Origin of the sequence: Saccharospirillum sp. MSK14-1 (assembly GCF_003054965.1) — a bacterium.
Lineage (GTDB): Bacteria > Pseudomonadota > Gammaproteobacteria > Pseudomonadales > Natronospirillaceae > Saccharospirillum.
In genome coordinates this window covers 310,393-331,072 of record NZ_MIES01000026.1, presented here as the reverse complement: position 1 = coordinate 331,072, position 20,680 = coordinate 310,393, and the positions used below count along the sequence as shown (strand labels likewise).

Below are 20,680 nucleotides of genomic sequence, written 5' to 3'. Positions count from 1 at the left end.
TGATCAGCCAAAATCGACGTCGAGATCGTCTTCTTTACCTTCGGCCAGAATGGCTTCCGGGTTGATCTTTTGTTCAGCGATTTCACGCAACGCGATAACCGTCGGCTTGTCGTTTTCTTCCGGCACCAGTGCATCGGCGCCGTCGTTAGCAAGCTGACGAGCACGCTTGCTGGCCACCATGATCAATTCAAAGCGGTTGGCCACGTTTTCCAGGCAATCTTCAACAGTGACACGAGCCATCAGAGTCTCCTCAGCGAGCGGGATAGGGTTCGAATAAGCTTTCGAGCCGGCGAATTGTACGGACTTTGAGCAAAACAACAAGCCCTCAAACGGCCGCCAGATAGGCTTTCCAGCTGCCATACTGACTGATGTCGGTGGCGCCGCTCAGACCGGCCGCTTCGCAGATAAAACCGCTCACCCAGCGGCCATCGGCCAGCTCTAATTTGCCGATGCCCAGCGGCGCCGGAATATCGGCGACAAAACTGCCAAAGGCGTCCGACGGCACCGACCAGACTTCCACCTCAATGGCCACGCCCGCTAACTCGTCACGTACCAGTCCCGGCCGGAACGGCGGGCCTCCGGCCAAAGCATAAAAGCGATAATTCGCCGAGGTTTGCGTCTTTTCCTGCAATTTTGCACCGCGTTCAGCCAACTGAAAATTCAGCGGCAAACCCTCCAGATGAGCGCCACAGACGGCAACCCGGATATGGTCGCGCGCGGCCACTGCGGTCTGGGAAGCTGGCAGCGGCGGCCATTGCAGTGCGCCTTGAGGCAACGCCAACGACTGTTGCAGTCGATGGGCGATCGACAACAGAGACCGGTCGCGAAACGCCGGTGCACTGAGCGTGATTCCAAATGGCCGGCCGGCTTCGGTAAACGCGGTTGGCACTGCTACGGCCGCCCAATCAATCAGATTCATAAAGTTGGTGTAATAACCCAATTCGCTGTTGTAACGCACCGGCTCTTCGAGCAACTCGGCGATGGTGAAATGGCGACCCGCGGTCGGCGTGAGCAGCGCATCCAGCCCTTCAAGCTGCGCCCAGCAGGTGCGCTTCAACGCGTTCAGACGATATTGCGCACGAAACAAATCGGTCGCCTTGGGGTCGCGCCCTCCGGCAATGATGTCACGCACCACGGAAAACACCTGATCCGGTTGCTGCTCCATCATCGGCTGAATCGCCAGGTAGCGTTCGCTGACCCAGGGCCCTTCATAAAGCAGCCGTGCGGCTTCATCAAAGGGGGCGTAGTCAATCTCGACCCAATCGATATCCAGATTATCCAAGGCCACCAGACTCTGCTGATAGGCCGCCGCAAAGTCATCGTCACCAAAGAATTTCAAATCCGCTGCGCGCAAACGACCCAGCCGCAATCGCCCTTGGCGTACACCATAGTGGCGGGCGCTGTTGTCATAACGATTGCTGCGGCTGTAGGGATCGGCCTCATCCAAGCCTTCAGCACAGGCCAGCACCGCATTGGCGTCGCTGCAGTTGAGCGCAAAGATACTGACGCAATCGAGACTGCGGCATGCCGATACCACACCTGTGGTCGGCAACAGGCCGATGCTTGGCTTCAAGCCCACCAGATTATTGAACGCGGCGGGGACCCGGCCGGACCCCGCTGTATCGGTGCCCAGACTGAAGCTTGCCATGCCCAATGCCACCGCGACCGCCGACCCTGAGCTCGAGCCGCCGCTGATATAGTCGGCGTCGAAGGCATTGGCACAGGCGCCGTGCGGCGAACGCGTGCCGTTCAGACCGGTGGCAAACTGGTCGAGGTTGGTTTTGCCAACGGGAATGGCACCGGCGGCGATTAACCGCTGCACCACCACAGCGGACTCGGTCGGTGTATAGGCAAACGCCTCACAACCAGCGGTAGTCGGCACACCCGCCAGATCGATGTTGTCTTTGATGGCAAAGGGGATGCCCCACAAGGGTGTGCTGGCCGGGTCTTTCTTGGCCAGCGCGTCGAAATACGGCTGCAATTCAGCGTCGCTGAGCTGGTACAACCAGATATTGTGATCGGCGTAATGCGTGGCTTGCTGGCGAATCTGCGCCAATACACTTTCCGGCGTCCAGTCGCCTGAACGATAGGCAGCGCTCAGCGATTCAATACGGGTATCCAACGTCATGCTTTGATCTCCTCGGCGCGGGTTGACGGATTACTCGGTTGCACCACGACGATTGGCTGACCGGCATCGACGCGCGCGCCTGCCTTCGACAGCAGCCGGATCACCCGACCATCGCAGGGCGCATAAAGCGGAATTTCCATCTTCATCGATTCCAGAATCACCAGGGTGTCGCCTGTTTTCACCTCGGCATCGACGCTTACTTCAAACTGCCAGACGCTGCCGGTCACCGGGCTGTCGACCACGGCGCTGCCCTCGGGCCAGCTGTCTGCCTGGGGCGCTTTTTCCGGCTCCGGTGGCTGGTAATTGAACTGGCCTTTGGCGTGCCAATCGGCCAGTTCGGCTTCGAAGGCGGCCTGGCGACTGGCGCTATAAGCATCGATATCGCTTTGATTAGCGTCGATAAAAGCCTGATAGTCGGCCAAGTTGAAGGTTGTCTGTTCAATCTTCAGCGGATAACGGCCCAGAGGGAAATCGCGGCGAATCTGTTGCAGTTCGTCGTGGCTGACTTCGTAGAAACGAATCTGGTCGAAGAAACGCAGCAACCAGGGTTGCTCGAATTCGGCGGTCTGGCGATAGCGGTTCCACATCTGCAGCGTGCGGCCAACAAACTGATAACCACCCGGGCCTTCCATGCCGTAAACGCACAGATAAGAGCCGCCGATGCCGACCGAATTTTCCGCCGTCCAGGTCCGCGCCGGGTTGTATTTGGTGGTCACCAATCGGTGGCGCGGGTCAATCGGTGTGGCGACCGGCGCCCCCAGATACACATCTCCAAGACCCATCACCAGATAAGCAGCGTCAAAGAGAATCGTCTTCACCGCGTCGATGTCATCGAGTCCATTGATGCGCCGGATAAACTCCAAATTGCTCGGACACCAGGGCGCATCGCGGCGCACCGACTGTTGGTATTTCTCAATCGCCAGCCGACAGGCGTCATCGTCCCACGACAGCGGTAAATGCACGATGCGCGACGGCACACTCAGTTCATCCAGCCGCTGCGACAATTCGAATTCGGCCGCTTCCAGGTGCTGAAGCAATGACGCCAACGACAACCGCTGGCTGTCGTAATGCACTTGCAGCGAGCGAATGCCCGGCGTCAGTTCGCGCATGCCTGGCAACGGATACTGTTGCAGCCACTGCATCAAGGCATGGGCGCGAAACCGCAGCCGGATGTCGAGCACCGGGTCACCGTATTCGACCAGCAGGAAATGATCGCCGGCAGCGCGATAGACCACCGCATCGGCGGCTTCACTGGCTGGCAAACGGTGCACGATGGGCGATTCGACCGGCACCGCGGACCAGTCGAGCGATGGCGCCGCCAGCTCGGTTTCGGCACGCAACTGCTCGGCTTCCAGCGCCACAGCGGTGTCGATCGATACCGGTACAAAGCGAATGCGGTCGCCCGCGCGCAACTGACCGAGTTGCCACAAGTCGGCGCTGATCACCGTTACGGGGCACACAAAACCGCCCAGCGAGGGTCCATCCGGGCCGAGAATCACCGGCATATCGCCGGTAAAATCGACGCTGCCAAAAGCGTAAGCGTTATCGTGAATGTTCGACGGATGCAGACCCGCTTCGCCACCGTCAGCGCGTGCCCAGTCCGGTTTCGGGCCAATCAGGCGAATGCCGGTGCGACTGGAGTTGTAGTGCACTTCCCAATCGGTGGCAAAGAAGGTGTCGATGTCGTGCGGGGTAAAAAAATCCGGCGCGCCGTGCGGGCCATACACCACGCGCAGCTGCCACTCGCGTTCAATCGTTGGCTGCAACGCCTCATCCAGCGCAGCCGAAACAACCGGCTCGGATGGTTGAACGTGCAGCACATCGCCGGAGCGCAATGCCCGGCCATTGTGGCCGCCAAACTGACCCAGGGTAAAGGTGGCGCGCGAACCAAGATACGGCGGGCAATCCAAACCACCGCGCACGCACAGATAGGCGCGTGCACCCCGACCGCCGATCTTGCCCAGCGTCAGCGTTTGACCTGCGGCCACCTCAACCACTTGCCACAACGGCACCGGCGCACCCTCCAGTTCCGCGTCAATCTCAGCACCGGTGAGCACTATTTGGGTGGCGACACTGAACCGCAGTGTCGGCCCGGCGACGGTAATTTCCAGACCCGCGGCATCGCCGGGGTTATCCAGCAACCGATTGCCCAGCGCAAACGAATGCCGGTCAAAGGCACCGCTGGGTGGCACGCCGACATCCCAGTAACCCAGGCGGCCACTGGCGTCCTGGATCGTCGTTTGGGTGCCACCGCTGAGCACGTCAATACGCGCCGGTTGCGGGCGAAAGTCGTTCAGATAACGCGTCGTCATGGTGCCGTTTTGCAGCGCGGTATCCGTCACTAACGCCCGCAAATAATCGAGATTGGTTTCGATGCCATACAGTCGAGTGCGACCCAGCGCCTGCTGCAACGCCGTCAGCGCAGCGCCGCGATCGGCGCCATGCACAATCAGCTTGGCAAGCATGGGGTCGAAGTAAGGCGGTACTTCCAGCCCAGCTTCGATCCAGGTATCAACGCGAATGCCATCGCCTTGCGCGAACGCAACCTCAGTCAGCAAGCCCGCCGCCGGCTGAAAATCACGATACGGATCTTCCGCGTAGAGTCGCACCTGCAACGCATGGCCGCGCGCCTGCAGGGTTGGCATCGGTGTCAGCGGCGAATCACCTGCGGCCTGGCGCAGCATCCATTCAACCAGATCGATGCCGAACACGGCCTCAGTGACACCGTGCTCCACCTGTAAGCGGGTGTTCACTTCGAGAAAATAAAAGTCATTGCTGTCGGCATCGACAATAAATTCGACCGTGCCCGCGTTGCGGTAATGCACCGCGGCCAATAGCCGTTCGGCGGTTTTGTGCAGCGCACCGGCGACCGTCGCGCTCAAGTTCGGCGCCGGGCATTCCTCGACCACCTTCTGGTTGCGGCGCTGGCTGGAGCAGTCACGCTCGCCAATCGCCAACGTTTTGCCAGCGCCATCGCCGAACACCTGCACCTCGATATGACGCGCACGCTCGATAAATTTCTCCAGAAAGACGCCATCGTCGGCAAAATTCTGGCGACCCAGACGCTTCACTCGCTCGAACGCCTCATCCAGATCGGCCGCCGTGTTGCAGCGTTGCATGCCAATACCACCGCCGCCGGATGTGGCTTTCAACATGACCGGGAAACCAATGCGCTCGGCTTCGCGCTGAGCGTCGGGCAAATCCGCCAGCAACTCCGACCCCGGAACCAGTGGTACATTCGCCCGTTGCGCCAGTTCGCGGGCGCTGTGCTTGAGGCCAAAGGTTTCAATCTGCTCCGGCGTTGGGCCGATAAAGGCCAGGCCTGCGGCTTCCACCTGACGCACAAAGTCGGCGTTTTCGCTGAGAAAACCGTAGCCGGGATGAATCGCATCGGCGCCACTTTGGCGGGCGATATCGAGCAATTTATCGACATTCAAATAGGTATCGCTGGCACCACCTTCACCGAGTGAACAGGCTTCGGACGCCTGACGCACATGCAGGCTGTCAGCGTCGCTGTCGGCATAGACCGCCACGGCGGGAATGCCCAGTTGCCTAAGCGACCGCGCAATGCGCACGGCAATCGCGCCGCGATTGGCAATCAAGACTTTTTGAAATAGGGCTGTTGTGACCAAAAGAGGTGCCTCTGGACGGGCCGTCCCGTTGTCTTAAGCGAGCACGGCAGCGGTCGTCCGCCGCCGGTAGGGTTCATTGGAAATCACGCGTCCCAGATCAGCACACCCAGTGGCGTTGGGTTAAAACCACTGCAGGGGTTGTTCAGCTGCGGACAGTTGGAGATCAGCAACACCACATCCATCAACGCCGTCAGCTCGACATATTTGCCCGGGCCGGACAAGCCATCCTGAAAACTCAGGCCACCGTCCGCGGTGATGGGCACGTTCATAAAGAAGTTGATGTTGTGGCCAATGTCGCTCTTGTGCAGGCCAAACTCCGGGTGCTCGGCAATGGCCAGCATCCAGCTGTCGCGGCACGAATGCATGCAGCGTTTTTCCAGGTCGTAGCGCACCGTGTTGCTCTCGCCCGCACACGCACCGCCCAGGGTGTCGTGGCGGCCGCAGGTGTCGGCAACGATATCGAGCATCGGCCGGTTCAGGTTGGTGCGCAGCTGGCTGCCGGTGCTCAAATACACATTGCCCTGTTCACGCACGGTATCGGTGGCGCTGTAGCGCTCGCTCGGATCATCAAGGCTGAAGAACAGGGTATCGGCCGCTTCATTGCCGTCGATGTCGACAATGCGTACGGTCTGACCCACCATGACCGGATGAATAAAGTAATCGCCCGCGGGAATGTCTTGTTGAAATACAGCCGCCTCGGCTTGGCGAGGGCTTTCGCTCAGTGGGTGCGTCATATCGCCTCCGACATCGGGCCCAGATGATAGAGGGCGTTGTTGCGGAAACCGCGTTGGTTTTGCTCGCAGAAATTGCGGCACTCGTCGTCCTCGGCCACTGGTTCGGCGATACCCAGTTCCACCTTGACCGGCCGCGCCGGGTAATCCTTGGCGGTATCGAGCGGGTGTGGGCAGGTGTGCAGCAGCACCAAAGTGTCCATTTCAAACCGCAGCGTGACGCTGTTGCCGGCCTGGCTGTGACCCGACACCCGGCTCAGTTGGCCATCGTCATCGACCACCACTTTGTTAAACAGATTCACATTGGCAGGCAGGTCCGCCAGGTCGAGTCCGTATTTGGCCATTTCCACCAGAAAGGCGTCGTGGCCGTTCTGATGCCAGGCGTTGCGATCGTTCTGGAAATCGCGCTGACCCCAGCGTTCATTCACCAGTTCAGCGTGGCTGTTGCCGCAGACGCTTTCGTGCCAGCCCAATTCATCGTCGATGATTGAGGCGAACACCCGGCCCATATCGGAATACAGGCAATTGCCGCGTGTCAGCCGGAAGGTGTGCTGGCATTTTAAGGTGTCGGGCGCGTTGTAACGCTCAAGCAGGTTGTCCGGGTTGAACATCAGCAAACCCAGGTTGGCGTCGCCCTGGAGGTCGGTCAGCCGCATCACGGTGCCGCGACGCAACCGCAGCGACCAGTGGCCGCCCGGGGCAATCTCAGTCTGGTATTCAATGGATCGAATCAGATCACTCATGGATGATTCCTCTGAGTTAGAGCGTCGTTGTCGAGCGCTTCGAGCGTGACGTCATCGCGCTGACCAACGGGAATGTCATAGGTAATGCGCGCGCCATAGGCATTCGGTGCGTGAGGGTCATGGCGCAGCTTGTCGAACACCCACAGCCGGGTGCCGAGGTGAAAGCCTTCTTTGATGTCGTGGGTGACCATAAAGACGGTCAGTTTGTAGTCGCGCCACAGCTTCAGCACCAGCTCGTGCATGTCGGCGCGAATGCCCGGATCGAGCGCACCGAACGGCTCATCGAGCAACAGAATGCGCGGCTTGCCGAGCAACGCCTGAGCAATCGCCAGACGCTGACGCATGCCGCCGGACAACTGATGCGGATACCGATCCAGCGCATGACTCAGCCCGACTTGTTCCAGCAGGGATTTGGCTTCGTCGATGGCATCGCGCTTGGCGGCGCCGAACAAAAAACCGCTGACGCCGGGTTTTTGAAAAGCCCGGGCAGCCACCACATTGTCGAGCACCGTCATGTGCGGAAACACCGAGTACTGCTGAAAGACAATGCCGCGATCGGGACCGGGTTCGTCCGGAATCGGCTGGCCATCCAACAACAACTCACCGCGACTGGGCGCTTCGACGCCAAGCAGCAATTTCAAAAAGGTGCTCTTGCCGCAGCCGGAGGCGCCAACCAGGGTGACAAACTCGCCTTCGGCAACGGTCATATTGAGCCGCTCCAGCACCTGAGTGTCGCCGTAGTTTTTCCAAAGATTACGCGCTTCGATCATGATTCATGCCCCGCTTTGTGCCAGGGAAACAGCCAGTCGTTGGCGCGCGCCAGCAGCTGGTCGAGCACAAACGCCAGCAACGTAATCCAGGCAACGTAGGGCAGGATGATGTCCATCGACAGATAACGCCGAACCAGAAAGATGCGGTAACCCAGCCCATCGGTCGCGGCAATGGCTTCAGCGGCGATCAAAAACAGCCAGCCACTGCCGAGCGACAGCCGCACCGCATCGATCAGGCGCGGCAGAATCTGCGGCAACAACACCCGGACAATGGTCTGAGCACTGTTGGCCCCCAGCGTCTGCGCTTTAATCAACTGCTGCGCTGGAATTTCCTGGGTGCGGCGCAGAATGTCGCGGGCGATAAAGGGCGTAATGCCAATGGCGATCAGCGCCACCTTCGACACCTCGCCCAGACCGACGACAATAAAGAGGATGGGCAACAGCGCCAGCGGCGGCACCAGGGAAACCACCGTTAATAACGGCGACACCCCGGCGGTAACCAATGGCAACGCACCGGTCAGCAAACCCAGCACCAGGCCGATCAATGCCGCGATAGCCACCCCGAGCAACAGCCGTTGCAGACTGCTGGCGGTATCCACCCAGAACAGGTAGTCGCCGTTGCGTTTGCTCGGCTCAAACGCCAGATTGTGCATGGCCGCGCCCATCTGCTCGATACTCGGCAGCAGCTTGTCGTTCGGGTTGGCCTCCAGTCGCACGTCGGAGGCGCCCAGATAGAGTGCCAGCAGCAGCGCGAAAGGCAGCAGCCCAAGCAGCCAGCGACCGCGCAAACCGGGCGTTTTGTTGATCAGCCGTTTCATCCTCGACCCTCAGTCGTTTATGGACCTTGGTTTAGAGCGCGCCGTCGGCCGCCATCTGCATAAAGCTCGGGTCGAACCGGAACTGAACGTTGCCCGCATCACCAAAGGTACCGGCCGGCATGTCGATGCCGATAAAGCCGGCGTCCGGCGCACCCATGCCCAGCAAGCCGTGATCGAAGGAGAACTCGGCGACGTTGCTCATGGTGTCGACCAGGGTGTCGCTGTTGGCCAGTTCCAATGCCTGTTCGGGGCTGTAGAACATTTCCGTGCTGGCCAGCTGAGCGTCATAACCCGCCAGATCGGTTCCCGAAGCCACGGCCATGGCGGTGCGCGCTTCAACAGCGTCGGCGGAATCGCCCTGCATGGTGCTCATGATTTCATACCAGGCACCGACCAGGGCTTTGCCGAAGTCCGGGTTCTCTGCCAGCGTTTCGGTGTTGACCACCAGCATGTCGATGATCTCGCCAGGAATTTGCGACGAGTTGAACACTTCGGTGCTGTTGTCCATGGCGTTGATCTCGCTGAGCAGCGGGTTCCAGGTCACCACAGCGGTCACATCGTTGGTGGTGTAGGCGGCAACCATGTCGGCGTCGGAGGTATTGACCACGTCAACATCGGCTTCGCTTAAGCCAACGCTGTCGAGACCGCGCGCCAGCAAGTAATGAGAGACGCTCAATTCCACCAGGTTGACCGACTGGCCTTCAATGTCAGCCAGCGAGTCGGCGTCTTTTAAGATGATGCCGTCGTTACCGTTGGAGTAGTCACCCAGAATCAGGCCGGTGCTGTCGACACCACTGGCAGCGGGAATGGTCAGCGCATCCATGTTGGTCATGGTGCAGCCGTCGAATTCGCCGGCGGTGTATTGATTGATGGATTCGACGTAATCGTTGATCTGCACCACATCAATCTCAATGCCGTATTTATCGGCCCACTTATCGACGATGCCGGCGTCGGCACCATAGGCCCACGGCATCCAGCCCACGTAGATGGACCAGCAAATCGAGAAGGAATCTTTGGCTTGGGCCGCGGTCGCAGCCAGGGACGTGCAAAGCAGCAGGGGAATCAAACGTTTCATGGCGTGCCTCTCAGTTGGTTTTACGTTATCGGTCGGTCGCTCAGGAGTACTCTTGGCCAGTGCCAAACAAGTCTCCCGGGCTTTTGTCCCGCCGTGTAACCCTTCACTGAAAGGTCGAGTGCTCTCGGACCAGACATCGCTGCTCACGGCAACAATCGGAACCCTAGCGCTCTATTACCAAATTGTTGTGTCCGGTCCTGCCAAGAGTACGGACAGGGCGAATCTTTCAAGCTCCGTGCCAATCGACGAAGAACTCAGAAAAAACAACAAGTTATAACGATTTTAGCGATGTTTCGCCTAAAACGATTTGGCCAGCAGCGCACCGCCTTCGCGCAATCGCGCACTTTTAAAGGGCATGAATAACCACCCAGCCCAACGGATTCATATCAGCGAATGCACATCACTCTTATTTCGTTTTCAATTTCTGCTGCTACAATCGGCAGCCAAAATTTGCACTGCCTGATCGCTTGCCAAGAGCGATCTGACTTCCGGTTAAAAGCCATTTAAAGAACCGTTTATAAAATCGTTTATAAAACAAGGAGCCCACCATGAGGATGTCTGCATTGGCCGCCACCGGCCTGCTCGCCGCCGGTTTAACGACCGCCAGCCTGGCAGAAATGACCATCGAACACGCCCAGGGCACGACCACCCTGGACGCCACACCGGAAACCGTGGTGACTTTCGACATTGCCAGTCTCGACACGCTGGATACTCTGGGCATCGACGTTGCCGGCTTGCCGCAGGATTTCGTGCCAGAGCGTTTGTCGAAATATCGCGGCGACGACTACACCAACGTCGGTTCCCTGTTCGAACCGGATTTTGAAACCCTGGCCGCGCTGCAGCCGGATTTGATCATCGTCGCCAACCGCTCTTCGGCCGCTTACGACGACCTGAGCAAGATCGCTCCGACCATCGACATGACCGTTTGGGGCGCCGGTTACCTCGACCAGCTGCGCGATCGCGTCACCACCTTGGGCGAGATTTTCAGTCATCAGAACGACGTCGCTGAACACCTGAGCGAACTCGATGCCAACGTTGAAGCCACGCGCGAACTGGCCGCCGACGCTGGCACCGCCCTGATCATCCTCACCTCCGGCGGTCGTATCAGCGCGTACGGGCCAGGCTCGCGTTTCGGCTGGCTGCACGATGAGCTGGGTGTGAAACCGGTCATTGAGGACGTCGAAGCCGCCACGCACGGCGATCCGGTGTCGTTCGAGTTCCTGCTCGACACCAACCCGGACTACCTGTTTGTGATCGACCGCGATTCCGCCATCAATGCGGGCGATGCCGCGCGCGCCACCTTGGATAACGACCTGGTCCAACAAATGGATGCGGTCAAGAACGACCGCGTCACCTATCTCGATTCGGTGAACTGGTACATCGTTATGTCCGGCCTGACGGCGACCAGCGAGATGGTCAACGAGGTCAAAACCGCGCTTGAGCGTTAATACTCTCTCCCTGCCCAAGCGTCGGCTGCCGTTATGGTGGCTGGCGCTGCCGGTTTTTCTGTTGCTGTTTGCGCTCAGCCTGTTGATCGGTGTGGCCGAGCTGCACCTGACGCAACTGGGCGAGCGCGATCTGCAAATCCTGCTGATCAGTCGGTTGCCACGAACGCTGGCGCTGGTGCTGGCGGGAATGTCACTGGCCGTGGCCGGGTTGCTGATGCAGATGCTGGCGCGCAATCGCTTTGTTGAACCCTCGACCACCGGCACGGTTGAATGCGCCATGCTGGGTCTGTTGCTGGTCACCCTGCTGGCACCGGCCATGCCGGTCATGGGCAAAATGCTGATCGCTTCGGTGTTCGCACTCGCTGGCAGCCTGGTGTTTATGGCCTTGTTGCGGGCTGTGCCACTGCATTCGACGGTGATGGTGCCGCTCATCGGCATCATGTTTGGCGGCGTGGTCGGGGCGGTGATCGCCTTTATCGCCTATCGGCTGAACCTGATGCAGTCGGTCGCCAACTGGACCAACGGCGATTTCTCCGCCATCTTGCGCGGCCGCTATGAATTACTGTGGATCGGCGCGGCGCTCGCGGTGATCGCCTACTTGACCGCCGACCGTTTTACGGTCGCCGGCATGGGCCGCGATTTTGCCACCAATCTCGGCCTGAATTACCGCTGGGTATTGCTGTTCGGGCTGGCCATCGTGTCGATGATTTCAGCCGTTACCGTGGTCACCACCGGGGTGATTCCCTTTCTCGGTTTGGTCGTACCCAACGTCGTCAGCCTGATGATGGGCGATCATCTGCGCCGCTCACTGCCTTGGGTCGCCATCATGGGCGCCGCCCTGGTATTGGCGTGCGACATCCTTGGCCGCTTGTTGCGTTATCCGTATGAGATTCCCATCGGCACCGTCTTCGGCGTGATCGGCAGCGCCTTCTTTATTTATCTGCTGCTGCGCCGCAGCGAGGGCCGCTCATGATGCGCGCGCTGAAACGTTTGTCGCCAGCGGCACGCCTGGCTTGGGTTGGGCTGCTCACGGTGTTGGCCGGTGTGGCCTTTATGACCTGGAACGTTCGCGCGGGCTGGGCATTCACGTTGCCATTTCGCGGCGAGAAGCTGGTCGCCATTGCGTTGGTCGGTTACTGCATCGCCATTTCCACCGTGCTGTTTCAGACACTGACCCACAACCGCATTCTCACGCCCGGCATCATGGGTTTCGACGCGCTCTATCTGCTGTTGCAGTCGGTGCTGGTGTTCTCCCTGGGCAACCTGTTTTACGTGCAGATCAACGCGCAACTGAAATGGCTGCTCGATGTGGCGGTGATGACCGGTGCCGTCTGTGCACTCTATTACTGGCTGTTTGTGCGCCAGCGTCGCGACCTGCATTTGCTGGTGCTGGTCGGGCTGATTTTCGGCGTTCTGTTCCGTTCTTTTACCTCCCTGATCACGCGCATGATGGACCCGGCCGAATTCGATGCGTTGCAGGATGTGATGTTCGCCAGCTTTAACCAGATCGATGGGTCACTGCTGGGCATTTCGTTGCTGGTCGCCGCCATTGTCAGTGCGCTGTTATGGCGCGCGCGCTACGCCTACGACGTGCTGAATCTGGGCGACGACCCGGCCATCACCCTGGGGCTGGATCAGCGCACACTGGTGATGCGCACTCTGGTTGGCATCGCCATTCTGGTATCGATTGCCACCGCGCTGGTCGGTCCGGTTACCTTCTTCGGTTTGCTGGTGGCCAATCTGGCTTATGCGCTCGCCGGAACACACCAACATCGCTACGTGCTGCCGTTGGCGGGCTTGCTGGCCACCGCCATTTTGATCGGCGGCCAGGCGATACTCGAACACCTGCTGCATTTTGGCACCGGCCTGAGCATTCTGATCGAATTCGGCGGCGGGCTGTTTTTCATTCTTCTGGTCATCCGACAGGGGCGACGTTCATGATCGAAATCCGCAACCTGAGCAAACGCTACGGCGACAGCACCGTCATCGATAACGTCAGTCTCGATCTCGCCGACGCCGGCATCACCGCCATCATCGGTCCTAATGGCGCGGGAAAATCGACCTTGCTGGGTATGATCAGCCGGTTGCAATCGATCGATGCGGGCACCGTGCATATCGATGGTCTCGACATCACCGCCACCCCCTCAATGACCTTGGCGCGCAAGCTGGCCATTCTGCGTCAGGAAAACCAGATCAGCACCCGGCTGCGGGTGATCGATCTGGTCACCTTCGGGCGTTATCCGTATTGCAAAGGCAGACCGGGGCCGGAAGACCTGGAGCAGGTGCAACGCGCACTGGCATTTCTGAACCTGGACGATCTGGCGCAGCGGTTTCTCGATACGCTGTCCGGCGGCCAGCGTCAGCGCGCCTACATCGCCATGGTGCTGTGTCAGGACACCGACTACGTGCTGCTCGACGAACCGCTGAATAATCTCGATATGAAACACGCCGTCGACATCATGCAACTGATGCAACGCGCGAGTCAGGCGATGGGAAAAAAGGTGATCATCGTGCTGCACGACATCAACTTTGCCGCCTGCTACGCCGACGACATCGTCGCGCTGCAGAACGGCAAGCTGGCGTTTCAGGGGCATCCGGAAGCGCTGATCACCGCCGACAAGATGAAAGCGCTGTACGACATCGACATGACCATCGAGCGCTTTAAAGGACGGCCAATCGGCCTGTACTACGCCTGATCGGCCGCCTCAGTCATTAAGCAAATGCTTGAACAAGTCGCCGTGTGATTCCTGCTGTTTTTCCAGCGTCTGGCGATTGGCGATAAAAATAGCGCAGAGTTCATCCAGCGCTTTGTAGAAGTCGTCGTTCACCGCCACGTAATCGTATTCGTGGTAGTGCGACATTTCGTTGGTAGCATCGCGCATGCGCCGGGCGATCACTTCCGCGCTGTCTTGTGCGCGTTTTTCCAAGCGCTCCTGCAACGCATCGCGCGACGGCGGCATGATAAAAATGCCCTTTGTCTTGGGCATCTGTTTGCGAATCTGTTGCGCGCCCTGCCAGTCAATTTCCAGAATCACATCGTGGCCATCGTCCAACTGCTGCTGCACCCAAACCTGGCTGGTGCCGTAGTAGTTGTCGAACACCTGGGCGTGTTCCAAAAACTCACCGCGCTCAACCATGGCGAGAAACTCCTCGGTCGACACAAAATGATAGTGCTCGCCATCGGTTTCACCCGGACGCATTCCGCGCGTGGTGTGCGAAATCGACAGATAAACAAAGGGCAGGCGTTTGATCAGCGCATTAACCAGGCTGCTTTTGCCCGCGCCGGACGGCGCCGACACAATATAAAGCGTGCCACTGGCAGTTTTAGGAACGAGTTGCGGCGGCATGCTGAGTGTCATCGAAGTACCCTGGTCGGCTTGGCAAGAATGGCGGGCATTATAGAAGCTTTGCCACTCAGTAACAGGCCGAAACCGATGGTCGATGCATTTTACGACTTGGTTTCAGGAAAGGCATAACCCAGCGCCTTACTGGTCTGCAATCCCAAACGGGTCAGTGCATCGGCCACCGCCACCGCCACGCGCACACCGTCGATCACCGGCACGCCGACGTCTTTTTGCAACCGCGCCACCCAGCCGCTCATGCCCGCACAGCCCAGCACCAGCGTTTCACCGCGACTTTGTTCGAGCGCGAACCAGGCGCGTTCGAGCACCTGGTCGTAACTGGCCGGGTCGGCTTCCAGCGCCAGCACCGAGACGTTTGAGGCATAAACACCGGCGCACCGTTCGCCATAACCATAATGGCGCAGGTTTCGGCTGAGAATCGGAATGGAGCGCTCCAGGCTGGTGAGTACGGTGAACCGATTACCCACCAGATTCGCCGCCTGCATAGCCGCCTCACCAATACCGAGCACGGGCGCGCGCGTCAGTTCACGGGCGGCATCCAGACCGGTGTCATCGAAACAGGCAAGCACATAAGCCGACGGCGGTTCAGCCAGCGCCTCCAGCTGGCGCACGGTTTCAGCAACCCAATAGGCCGCCTGCGCGCCATCGCTGTAGCCTTCAATACTCGGCGGCGATTGTTCACACCGGTGAATGCTCAGCGGTTGGCTTAAGCCTTCCAAGCCACGGCATTCACGCTCAATCAGTTCGGTCATGGCAACCGAGGCATTGGGATTAATAACCGCGATGGTCATGATTCGGACGTCGCTTTAGGCCGGCGCTGCGCCAATCGCATCACCAGCAGAATAAGACCAATCGCCGACAGCGAAATCACCGTCGTTAACGTACCCAGCGCATACAGCACCGGGCTGGTGACGTTGGTGGTCATGGCAAAGAGTTCCAGCGGCAGCGTATTAAAACTGCCTGAGGTCATCAGCGTGCGCGCGAATTCGTCGTAGCTGAGGGTGAAACCAAACAGCGCCACCCCGAGCAAACTGGGCGCCAGCAACGGCAGCAAAATATAGCGGAAGGTTTGCCAGTGCGACGCCCCCAGATCGGCCGACGCCATTTCATAACTGGCATCAAACCGATTGAACACCGCAAACATAATCAGCAGACCAAAAGGCAGCGTCCAAGTCAGGTGCGAACCGAAACCGGAACTGAACCAGGCCGGTGTCCATGCCAGCCGGTCGAACATCAAACCGATGCCCAGGCTGATCAGAATGGAGGGAATGATCAGACTCGCCAGGGTTAAATAAAACAGCACCGAGCTGCCTTTAAAGCGCTTACGAAACGCCAGACCGGCGAGCAACGAAAACACCACCGTGCAAATCATCACCGCCAAACCGAGCAACAGCGAGCGCCTTAACGCCGCGCCAAAATTGCCCACCGCCTGCGCCTGGAATAATTGCCCAAACCAGTGCAGGGAGACACCGCGCATCGGGAAGGTCAGACCGCCGTCCGGGCCCTGGAAAGATAGAATCGCAATGGTCAGTGTCGGGCCGTACAAAAACAGCACGAAGAGTCCGAAAAAAGCCGCGAGCGCATAAAAGCTGAATGATCGTTTCATGTCACAGCTCCTTACGAATATCGACCAGGCGGAAGAGGATCACCAACATCATCAGTACCGTCGCCAGCAACACCACGGCACCGGCGGCTGCGGCCGGATATTGCAGCAGCGAAATCTCGTTGTAGATCATCATGCCGACATTGGCGGTAATGCCGCCGCCCATAATTTTTACCGTGACGAAATCGCCCATCACCAGCGTCATCACAAAAATACTGCCGACGATGATGCCGGACTTCGACAACGGCACGATCACATCGCGCAACACCTGAAAGGCATTGGCACCGGCATCGACCGCCGCCTCGACCAGAGAGCGATCAATGCGCATCATCGAATTAAAAATCGGCACCACCATAAAGAGGCTGTACAGATGCACGTAGGCCAAGACCACTGCGAAATCGCTGTACAACAAAAAGGTCAGCGGCTGATCGATAATGCCCGCCGACAGCAGCGATGAATTCACCAGACCATTGCGCCCGAGCAACGGAATCCAGGAAATCATACGGATAATATTGGAGGTGAAAAACGGCACCGTGCAGATCAGAAAACAGATCGTCTGCGCCTTCACCGAATGAATGTGAAAGGCGAGGAAATACGCCACGGTAAAGCCAATCGCCAGCGTGAAAAACCAGGCTAAAAACGCAAACTGAAAGGTATTGATATAAGCCTTCAAGGTGACCGGCGACGTCAGCAGATAGGCGTAGTTATCAAAAATAAAATCGGGAATCAACGAGTAGGAATTGTAGTTCCAGAAACTGACAATACCGATGACGATGATGGGGAACACCAGAAAGGCCAGCAGCACCAGTGTCAGTGGTGAAGCCTGCCAATAGGCGTGCCGGTTTTTACTCGCTGACATAGCAATTTCCTGAATCAAAAAACGTCATCAATGGGTATCAAAAAAGAGGGTGCCGACGCCGACCAGTGAAGCGCCAGCCCCTCGTAAGTCATCGCCTTAGGAAACGATAAATTCGTTCCACTTGCGCACCATGTACTGGTTCTCGTCCATCACTGAGTTCCAGCAGGCCACACTGCCCATGCGCTCTTCATAGGAACCACCGTCACGCACGGCACCCGCGGTTTCCATCACATCGCCGCTCGGGCTCAGAATGTCGCCTTGGGCGGCTTCGCCTTCCATCCAGTAACCCCACTCGTCGTCGCTCATGAACTGCTTGGAGGTTTCCGGAGCGGCGCTGTAGTAACCCTGACGATTCAGGTAAGCACCGACCCAGCCAGACAGGTACCAGTCGATGTATTCGTAGGCGGCATCCAGTTCCAGACCGGACAGGTGAGAAGCGATGCCCAAACCACCACCCCAGGCACGGTAACCTTCCTGCAGCGGCTGATAACGGCAAGCAATGCCCTGGCTGCGCACCGCAGCAACGGCCGGTGACCACATGCTCTGAATCACCACTTCACCGGAGGCCATGAGGTTGACCGACTCATCGAAGGTCTTCCAGAAGGCACGGAACTGACCGTCGCGCTTGGCGGCTTTCAGAATGTCGATGGTCTGATCGATTTCCGCACGGGTCATGTTGCCCTTGTCGCCGTAGGTGATTTCACCCATGGCTTCGCAGATCATCGCCGCATCCATGATGCCGATCGACGGCACGTTGATCAGCGACGTCTGACCGCGGAACGCCGGGTCCATGATGTCGGCCCAGGAGGTGATCGGGCGATCAATCAGGTCCGGGCGAATGCCCAGCGTATCGGCGTTGTAGATGGTCGGAATCAACGTCATCCAGTTGGTCGGCGCGCTGGCGAATTCGGTGGACTCTTTGGTCGGCACAAAACCAACCGTGTGCGGCGCCGTACCCTGAGCGATTTCCGCATCGTCGGTCAGACGACCGGTGATGAACAGCTGGGAAATCTTGTCGTAATTGCTCAGACGGCTGACATCCAATGGCTGCATCACGCCCGACGGATAGACCTTTTTGCAGATCCAGTATTCGATGTCGGCAATGTCGTAAGAGTTCGGCTGAGTGACCGCACGCTGAGTCACGCTGTCGGAATCGAGCGAGGTCAGTTGCAGGTTAAAGCCCAAATCTTCCTTACATTTTTCGGCGATGGCGTTGAGGTTCGATACACCGGTACCGAACTGACGCAGGGTGACGTTCTGGATATTTTGCGCCCAAATCATCGGAAAGCCGGAGATGGCAGCAACACCGGCACCGGCGGCACCTTTCAACACCGAACGACGCGAAACGCCACTGCTGGCTTTCGGGGTAACGCTGTCGGTTTCTGTTGGGTTAACGCCGCTGTCGTCCGGCGTGCTGTCGAGCTTGGTTGGGTCTTGATCGTTCATCGGTTGGATCCTCGGGTCAGGGTTCTTATCAGGTTCACTTATTGGGGAGCTTCGAAACGATTGACGGCCGCGCGGTCCCAATACAGGGCCACGCGTTGTTCTGGTGCTACCACCGCCGCATCCAACTGCGCTTCGGGCAAGTAGCACATCACCGCCTGGCCGTCGTCCAGGCGGGCTTCGACGAAGTAAAATTGCGCCTGGAATTCCACATCGACGATGATGGCTTCCACACGGGCGCTGGATTCAGGAAGGTCGGTTTGCGCAGCGGCAATACCGAGTCGGTCGGCACGAATGGAGAAGCGGCTGGCTTCTCCGGCAAGCGTGTCGGCGTTCGGTGTGAGCACGTTGTGACCGCCAATAAAATGCGCCACGAAAGGCGACGCCGGCGCTTCAAAAATGCGCCGCGGATGACCGCTTTGTTCGATCACGCCGTCGTTCATTACCACCGCCAGATCGGCCAGAGCAAAGGCTTCTTCCTGGGAGTGCGTGACGTGAATAAAGGTCAGCCCCAAATCGCGCTGCAGCTGCTTCAATTCCTTACGCATTTGAATGCGCAAAAACGGATCAAGCGCCGACAAAGGTTCATCGAGTAACACTACTTCCGGACGACAAATCAGCGCGCGCGCCAACGCGATACGCTGTTGCTGGCCACCGGACAGTTGCGTCGGCAATTTATCGGCGTGCTGACTCATATTGACCAGTTCCAGCATTTCGTCGGCGGCGCGATGGCGTTCGGCTTTTGACTGACCGGCAATTTTTAATCCGTAGGCCACGTTGTCGCGGCACGACAGGTGCGGAAACAGCGCGTAATTCTGAAACATCATCGCCGTACCGCGCTGGCGCGGAGAACGATCGGTGACGTTGCGGTTGTTCAACAAGATGTCGCCGTCAGTCACCCCTTCATGGCCGGCGATCATGCGCAACGTGGTGCTTTTTCCGCAGCCGCTGGGACCGAGCAAACAGCAATAACTGCCATCGGGAATGCGCAAATTAATGCCGTCGACAGCCGTTTGGCCGTCATACGCCTTGGTCAGTTTTACCAGCTCGACCGATCCTGCCATTTCAATGCGCCTCGAATAAATTGTTAGCAATCAATGGCAGATTTATTGCAACTGCAATGCCAGCCACCGCGCATTGAGCTAAGCGCCTGAGTTCACTGGGTTTTTCGATGAAACCCTGACACTACAGCGCTCTAGCGTGCCGTGGATGCGGTGGTTTGAGGCGCACAGCCATGCTGCCTTTTTGGGCCAAGATTGGGCGCACTGCCCACTTTCGGTGCCAAAACGCCTCAAAAATTGTTAACAATTATTCATGCACCTTCTTGGGGAATCGGTTCAGGTTCGCGTATGAAACCAGCCAACAAAGCCAGTGAGATTGATCGCATTGTTGCCACCATCGACCGGGCGGTGGCCGAGCAACGTCTGCCGCCGGGCACGCGTTTGGTGGAAGCGCAGTTGGTGGAAAGCCTCAACGCCAACCGCAACCACGTCCGGGTTGCGCTGCAACGCTTGGCGTTAAAACGCATCGTCACCATTGAACCCAATAAAGGCGCCAGCATTGCGCAGCCGTCGGTGGAAGAAGCGCGTGCGGTGTTCGCTGCGCGTTCTGTTATTGAGCGCGGCATTATTGAAATTCTGGTCAGTCAGCGCGGTGCGTTAAACCTCGCGCTGCTGCGCAAACAACGCGACCAGGAACAGGCCGCCATTGAACGTGGACAGCGCGAAGCCATCATTCGTGAGTCGGGTCAGTTTCATTTATTGCTGGCGCGGTTGGCGGGCAACCCGGTGTTAGAAGACGTTCTCAAAGATTTAATCACCCGCAGTTCGCTGATCATTTCGCTGTACCAGCGACACAGCGATCCGCAATGCGGGTGCGATGAGCACGGCGACATCATCGCCGCTATTGAAGGACGCGACCCACTGCCGGCCATTCAATGCATGCGCCATCACCTGAACGATTTGGAGCAGCATCTGAATCTGGATTTCTGGGAAACGCGCAGTGTCGATTTGCAAACCGTCTTTGGTGACGACCACGACTAAGGCAGCGGGCCTTGCACCCGCTGCCA

Annotated in this window: 19 protein-coding genes and 1 riboswitch; of the genes, 5 read left to right on the top strand and 14 right to left on the bottom strand. The window is 58.5% G+C overall.

What is annotated here, in order from left to right:
- Nucleotides 1-3 precede the first annotated feature (3 nt).
- From rpoZ to BGP77_RS05435, 8 genes are all read right to left on the bottom strand, one after another.
- Entirely contained in the window at nucleotides 4-240 is a 237-nt protein-coding gene (gene rpoZ, locus BGP77_RS05470) for a DNA-directed RNA polymerase subunit omega (protein WP_108163706.1), read from the bottom strand.
- 85 nt (nucleotides 241-325) lie between these two features.
- Nucleotides 326-2,128, bottom strand: a complete 1,803-nt coding sequence (gene atzF, locus BGP77_RS05465) for an allophanate hydrolase (protein WP_108163705.1) — start codon at nucleotides 2,126-2,128, stop codon at nucleotides 326-328.
- On the bottom strand, nucleotides 2,125-5,760 hold the full coding sequence (gene uca, locus BGP77_RS05460; RefSeq protein WP_108163704.1) for an urea carboxylase: 3,636 nt from the start codon (nucleotides 5,758-5,760) through the stop codon (nucleotides 2,125-2,127). Before uca ends, atzF begins: the two co-directional genes overlap by 4 nt.
- 83 nt (nucleotides 5,761-5,843) lie before the next feature.
- Nucleotides 5,844-6,494 (bottom strand): urea amidolyase associated protein UAAP2, encoded by a 651-nt coding sequence (locus BGP77_RS05455; RefSeq protein ID WP_108163703.1) that lies wholly within the window; start codon nucleotides 6,492-6,494, stop codon nucleotides 5,844-5,846.
- Nucleotides 6,491-7,234, bottom strand: a complete 744-nt coding sequence (locus tag BGP77_RS05450) for an urea amidolyase associated protein UAAP1 (RefSeq protein WP_108163702.1) — start codon at nucleotides 7,232-7,234, stop codon at nucleotides 6,491-6,493. Before BGP77_RS05450 ends, BGP77_RS05455 begins: the two co-directional genes overlap by 4 nt.
- The gene (locus tag BGP77_RS05445) at nucleotides 7,231-8,004 is read right to left on the bottom strand and encodes an ABC transporter ATP-binding protein (RefSeq protein WP_108163701.1); all 774 of its coding nucleotides are present in this window, start codon (nucleotides 8,002-8,004) and stop codon (nucleotides 7,231-7,233) included. Before BGP77_RS05445 ends, BGP77_RS05450 begins: the two co-directional genes overlap by 4 nt.
- On the bottom strand, nucleotides 8,001-8,822 hold the full coding sequence (locus BGP77_RS05440; protein ID WP_108163700.1) for an ABC transporter permease: 822 nt from the start codon (nucleotides 8,820-8,822) through the stop codon (nucleotides 8,001-8,003). The genes BGP77_RS05445 and BGP77_RS05440 overlap by 4 nt, the downstream gene beginning before the upstream one ends.
- A gap of 31 nt (nucleotides 8,823-8,853) precedes the next feature.
- A complete protein-coding gene (locus tag BGP77_RS05435) occupies nucleotides 8,854-9,897 on the bottom strand; it encodes a putative urea ABC transporter substrate-binding protein (protein ID WP_108163699.1) in 1,044 nt (347 codons plus the stop codon).
- Nucleotides 9,898-9,967: 70 nt separating this feature from the next.
- Nucleotides 9,968-10,075, bottom strand: a riboswitch (guanidine-I (ykkC/yxkD leader).
- A 370-nt stretch (nucleotides 10,076-10,445) separates the two neighbouring features.
- Here BGP77_RS05435 and BGP77_RS05430 point away from each other — a divergent pair.
- Genes BGP77_RS05430 through BGP77_RS05415 form a run of 4 tightly spaced genes read left to right on the top strand, consistent with a single transcriptional unit; the run spans nucleotide 10,446 to nucleotide 14,041 of the window.
- On the top strand, nucleotides 10,446-11,345 hold the full coding sequence (locus tag BGP77_RS05430; RefSeq protein WP_233252310.1) for a siderophore ABC transporter substrate-binding protein: 900 nt from the start codon (nucleotides 10,446-10,448) through the stop codon (nucleotides 11,343-11,345).
- The gene (locus BGP77_RS05425; protein ID WP_233252309.1) at nucleotides 11,335-12,318 is read left to right on the top strand and encodes an ABC transporter permease; all 984 of its coding nucleotides are present in this window, start codon (nucleotides 11,335-11,337) and stop codon (nucleotides 12,316-12,318) included. The genes BGP77_RS05430 and BGP77_RS05425 overlap by 11 nt, the downstream gene beginning before the upstream one ends.
- Nucleotides 12,315-13,286, top strand: a complete 972-nt coding sequence (locus BGP77_RS05420) for an iron chelate uptake ABC transporter family permease subunit (RefSeq protein ID WP_108163698.1) — start codon at nucleotides 12,315-12,317, stop codon at nucleotides 13,284-13,286. The genes BGP77_RS05425 and BGP77_RS05420 overlap by 4 nt, the downstream gene beginning before the upstream one ends.
- Complete coding sequence (locus BGP77_RS05415; protein WP_108163697.1) at nucleotides 13,283-14,041, top strand: ABC transporter ATP-binding protein; 759 nt, start codon at nucleotides 13,283-13,285, stop codon at nucleotides 14,039-14,041. The genes BGP77_RS05420 and BGP77_RS05415 overlap by 4 nt, the downstream gene beginning before the upstream one ends.
- A 9-nt stretch (nucleotides 14,042-14,050) precedes the next feature.
- On the opposite strand, the gene gmk is transcribed toward BGP77_RS05415, so the two are convergent.
- The 6 genes from gmk to BGP77_RS05385 form a co-directional block, all read right to left on the bottom strand.
- Entirely contained in the window at nucleotides 14,051-14,704 is a 654-nt protein-coding gene (gene gmk / locus BGP77_RS05410; protein ID WP_233252308.1) for a guanylate kinase, read from the bottom strand.
- 89 nt (nucleotides 14,705-14,793) lie between these two features.
- Entirely contained in the window at nucleotides 14,794-15,498 is a 705-nt protein-coding gene (locus BGP77_RS05405; RefSeq protein ID WP_108163695.1) for an aspartate/glutamate racemase family protein, read from the bottom strand.
- Nucleotides 15,495-16,313 (bottom strand): ABC transporter permease, encoded by an 819-nt coding sequence (locus tag BGP77_RS05400; protein ID WP_108163694.1) that lies wholly within the window; start codon nucleotides 16,311-16,313, stop codon nucleotides 15,495-15,497. The genes BGP77_RS05405 and BGP77_RS05400 overlap by 4 nt, the downstream gene beginning before the upstream one ends.
- A 1-nt stretch (nucleotide 16,314) precedes the next feature.
- Nucleotides 16,315-17,169 (bottom strand): ABC transporter permease, encoded by an 855-nt coding sequence (locus BGP77_RS05395; protein WP_108163693.1) that lies wholly within the window; start codon nucleotides 17,167-17,169, stop codon nucleotides 16,315-16,317.
- 96 nt (nucleotides 17,170-17,265) lie between these two features.
- A complete protein-coding gene (locus BGP77_RS05390; protein WP_108163692.1) occupies nucleotides 17,266-18,615 on the bottom strand; it encodes a PotD/PotF family extracellular solute-binding protein in 1,350 nt (449 codons plus the stop codon).
- Nucleotides 18,616-18,653: 38 nt separating this feature from the next.
- Nucleotides 18,654-19,676 carry an ABC transporter ATP-binding protein gene (locus BGP77_RS05385; protein ID WP_108163691.1) on the bottom strand — a complete coding sequence of 341 codons (1,023 nt, stop codon included), beginning with the start codon at nucleotides 19,674-19,676 and terminating at the stop codon, nucleotides 18,654-18,656.
- Nucleotides 19,677-19,961: 285 nt separating this feature from the next.
- Here BGP77_RS05385 and BGP77_RS05380 point away from each other — a divergent pair, with 285 nt between their 5' ends.
- Nucleotides 19,962-20,654 carry a GntR family transcriptional regulator gene (locus tag BGP77_RS05380; protein ID WP_108163690.1) on the top strand — a complete coding sequence of 231 codons (693 nt, stop codon included), beginning with the start codon at nucleotides 19,962-19,964 and terminating at the stop codon, nucleotides 20,652-20,654.
- Nucleotides 20,655-20,680: the final 26 nt, after the last annotated feature.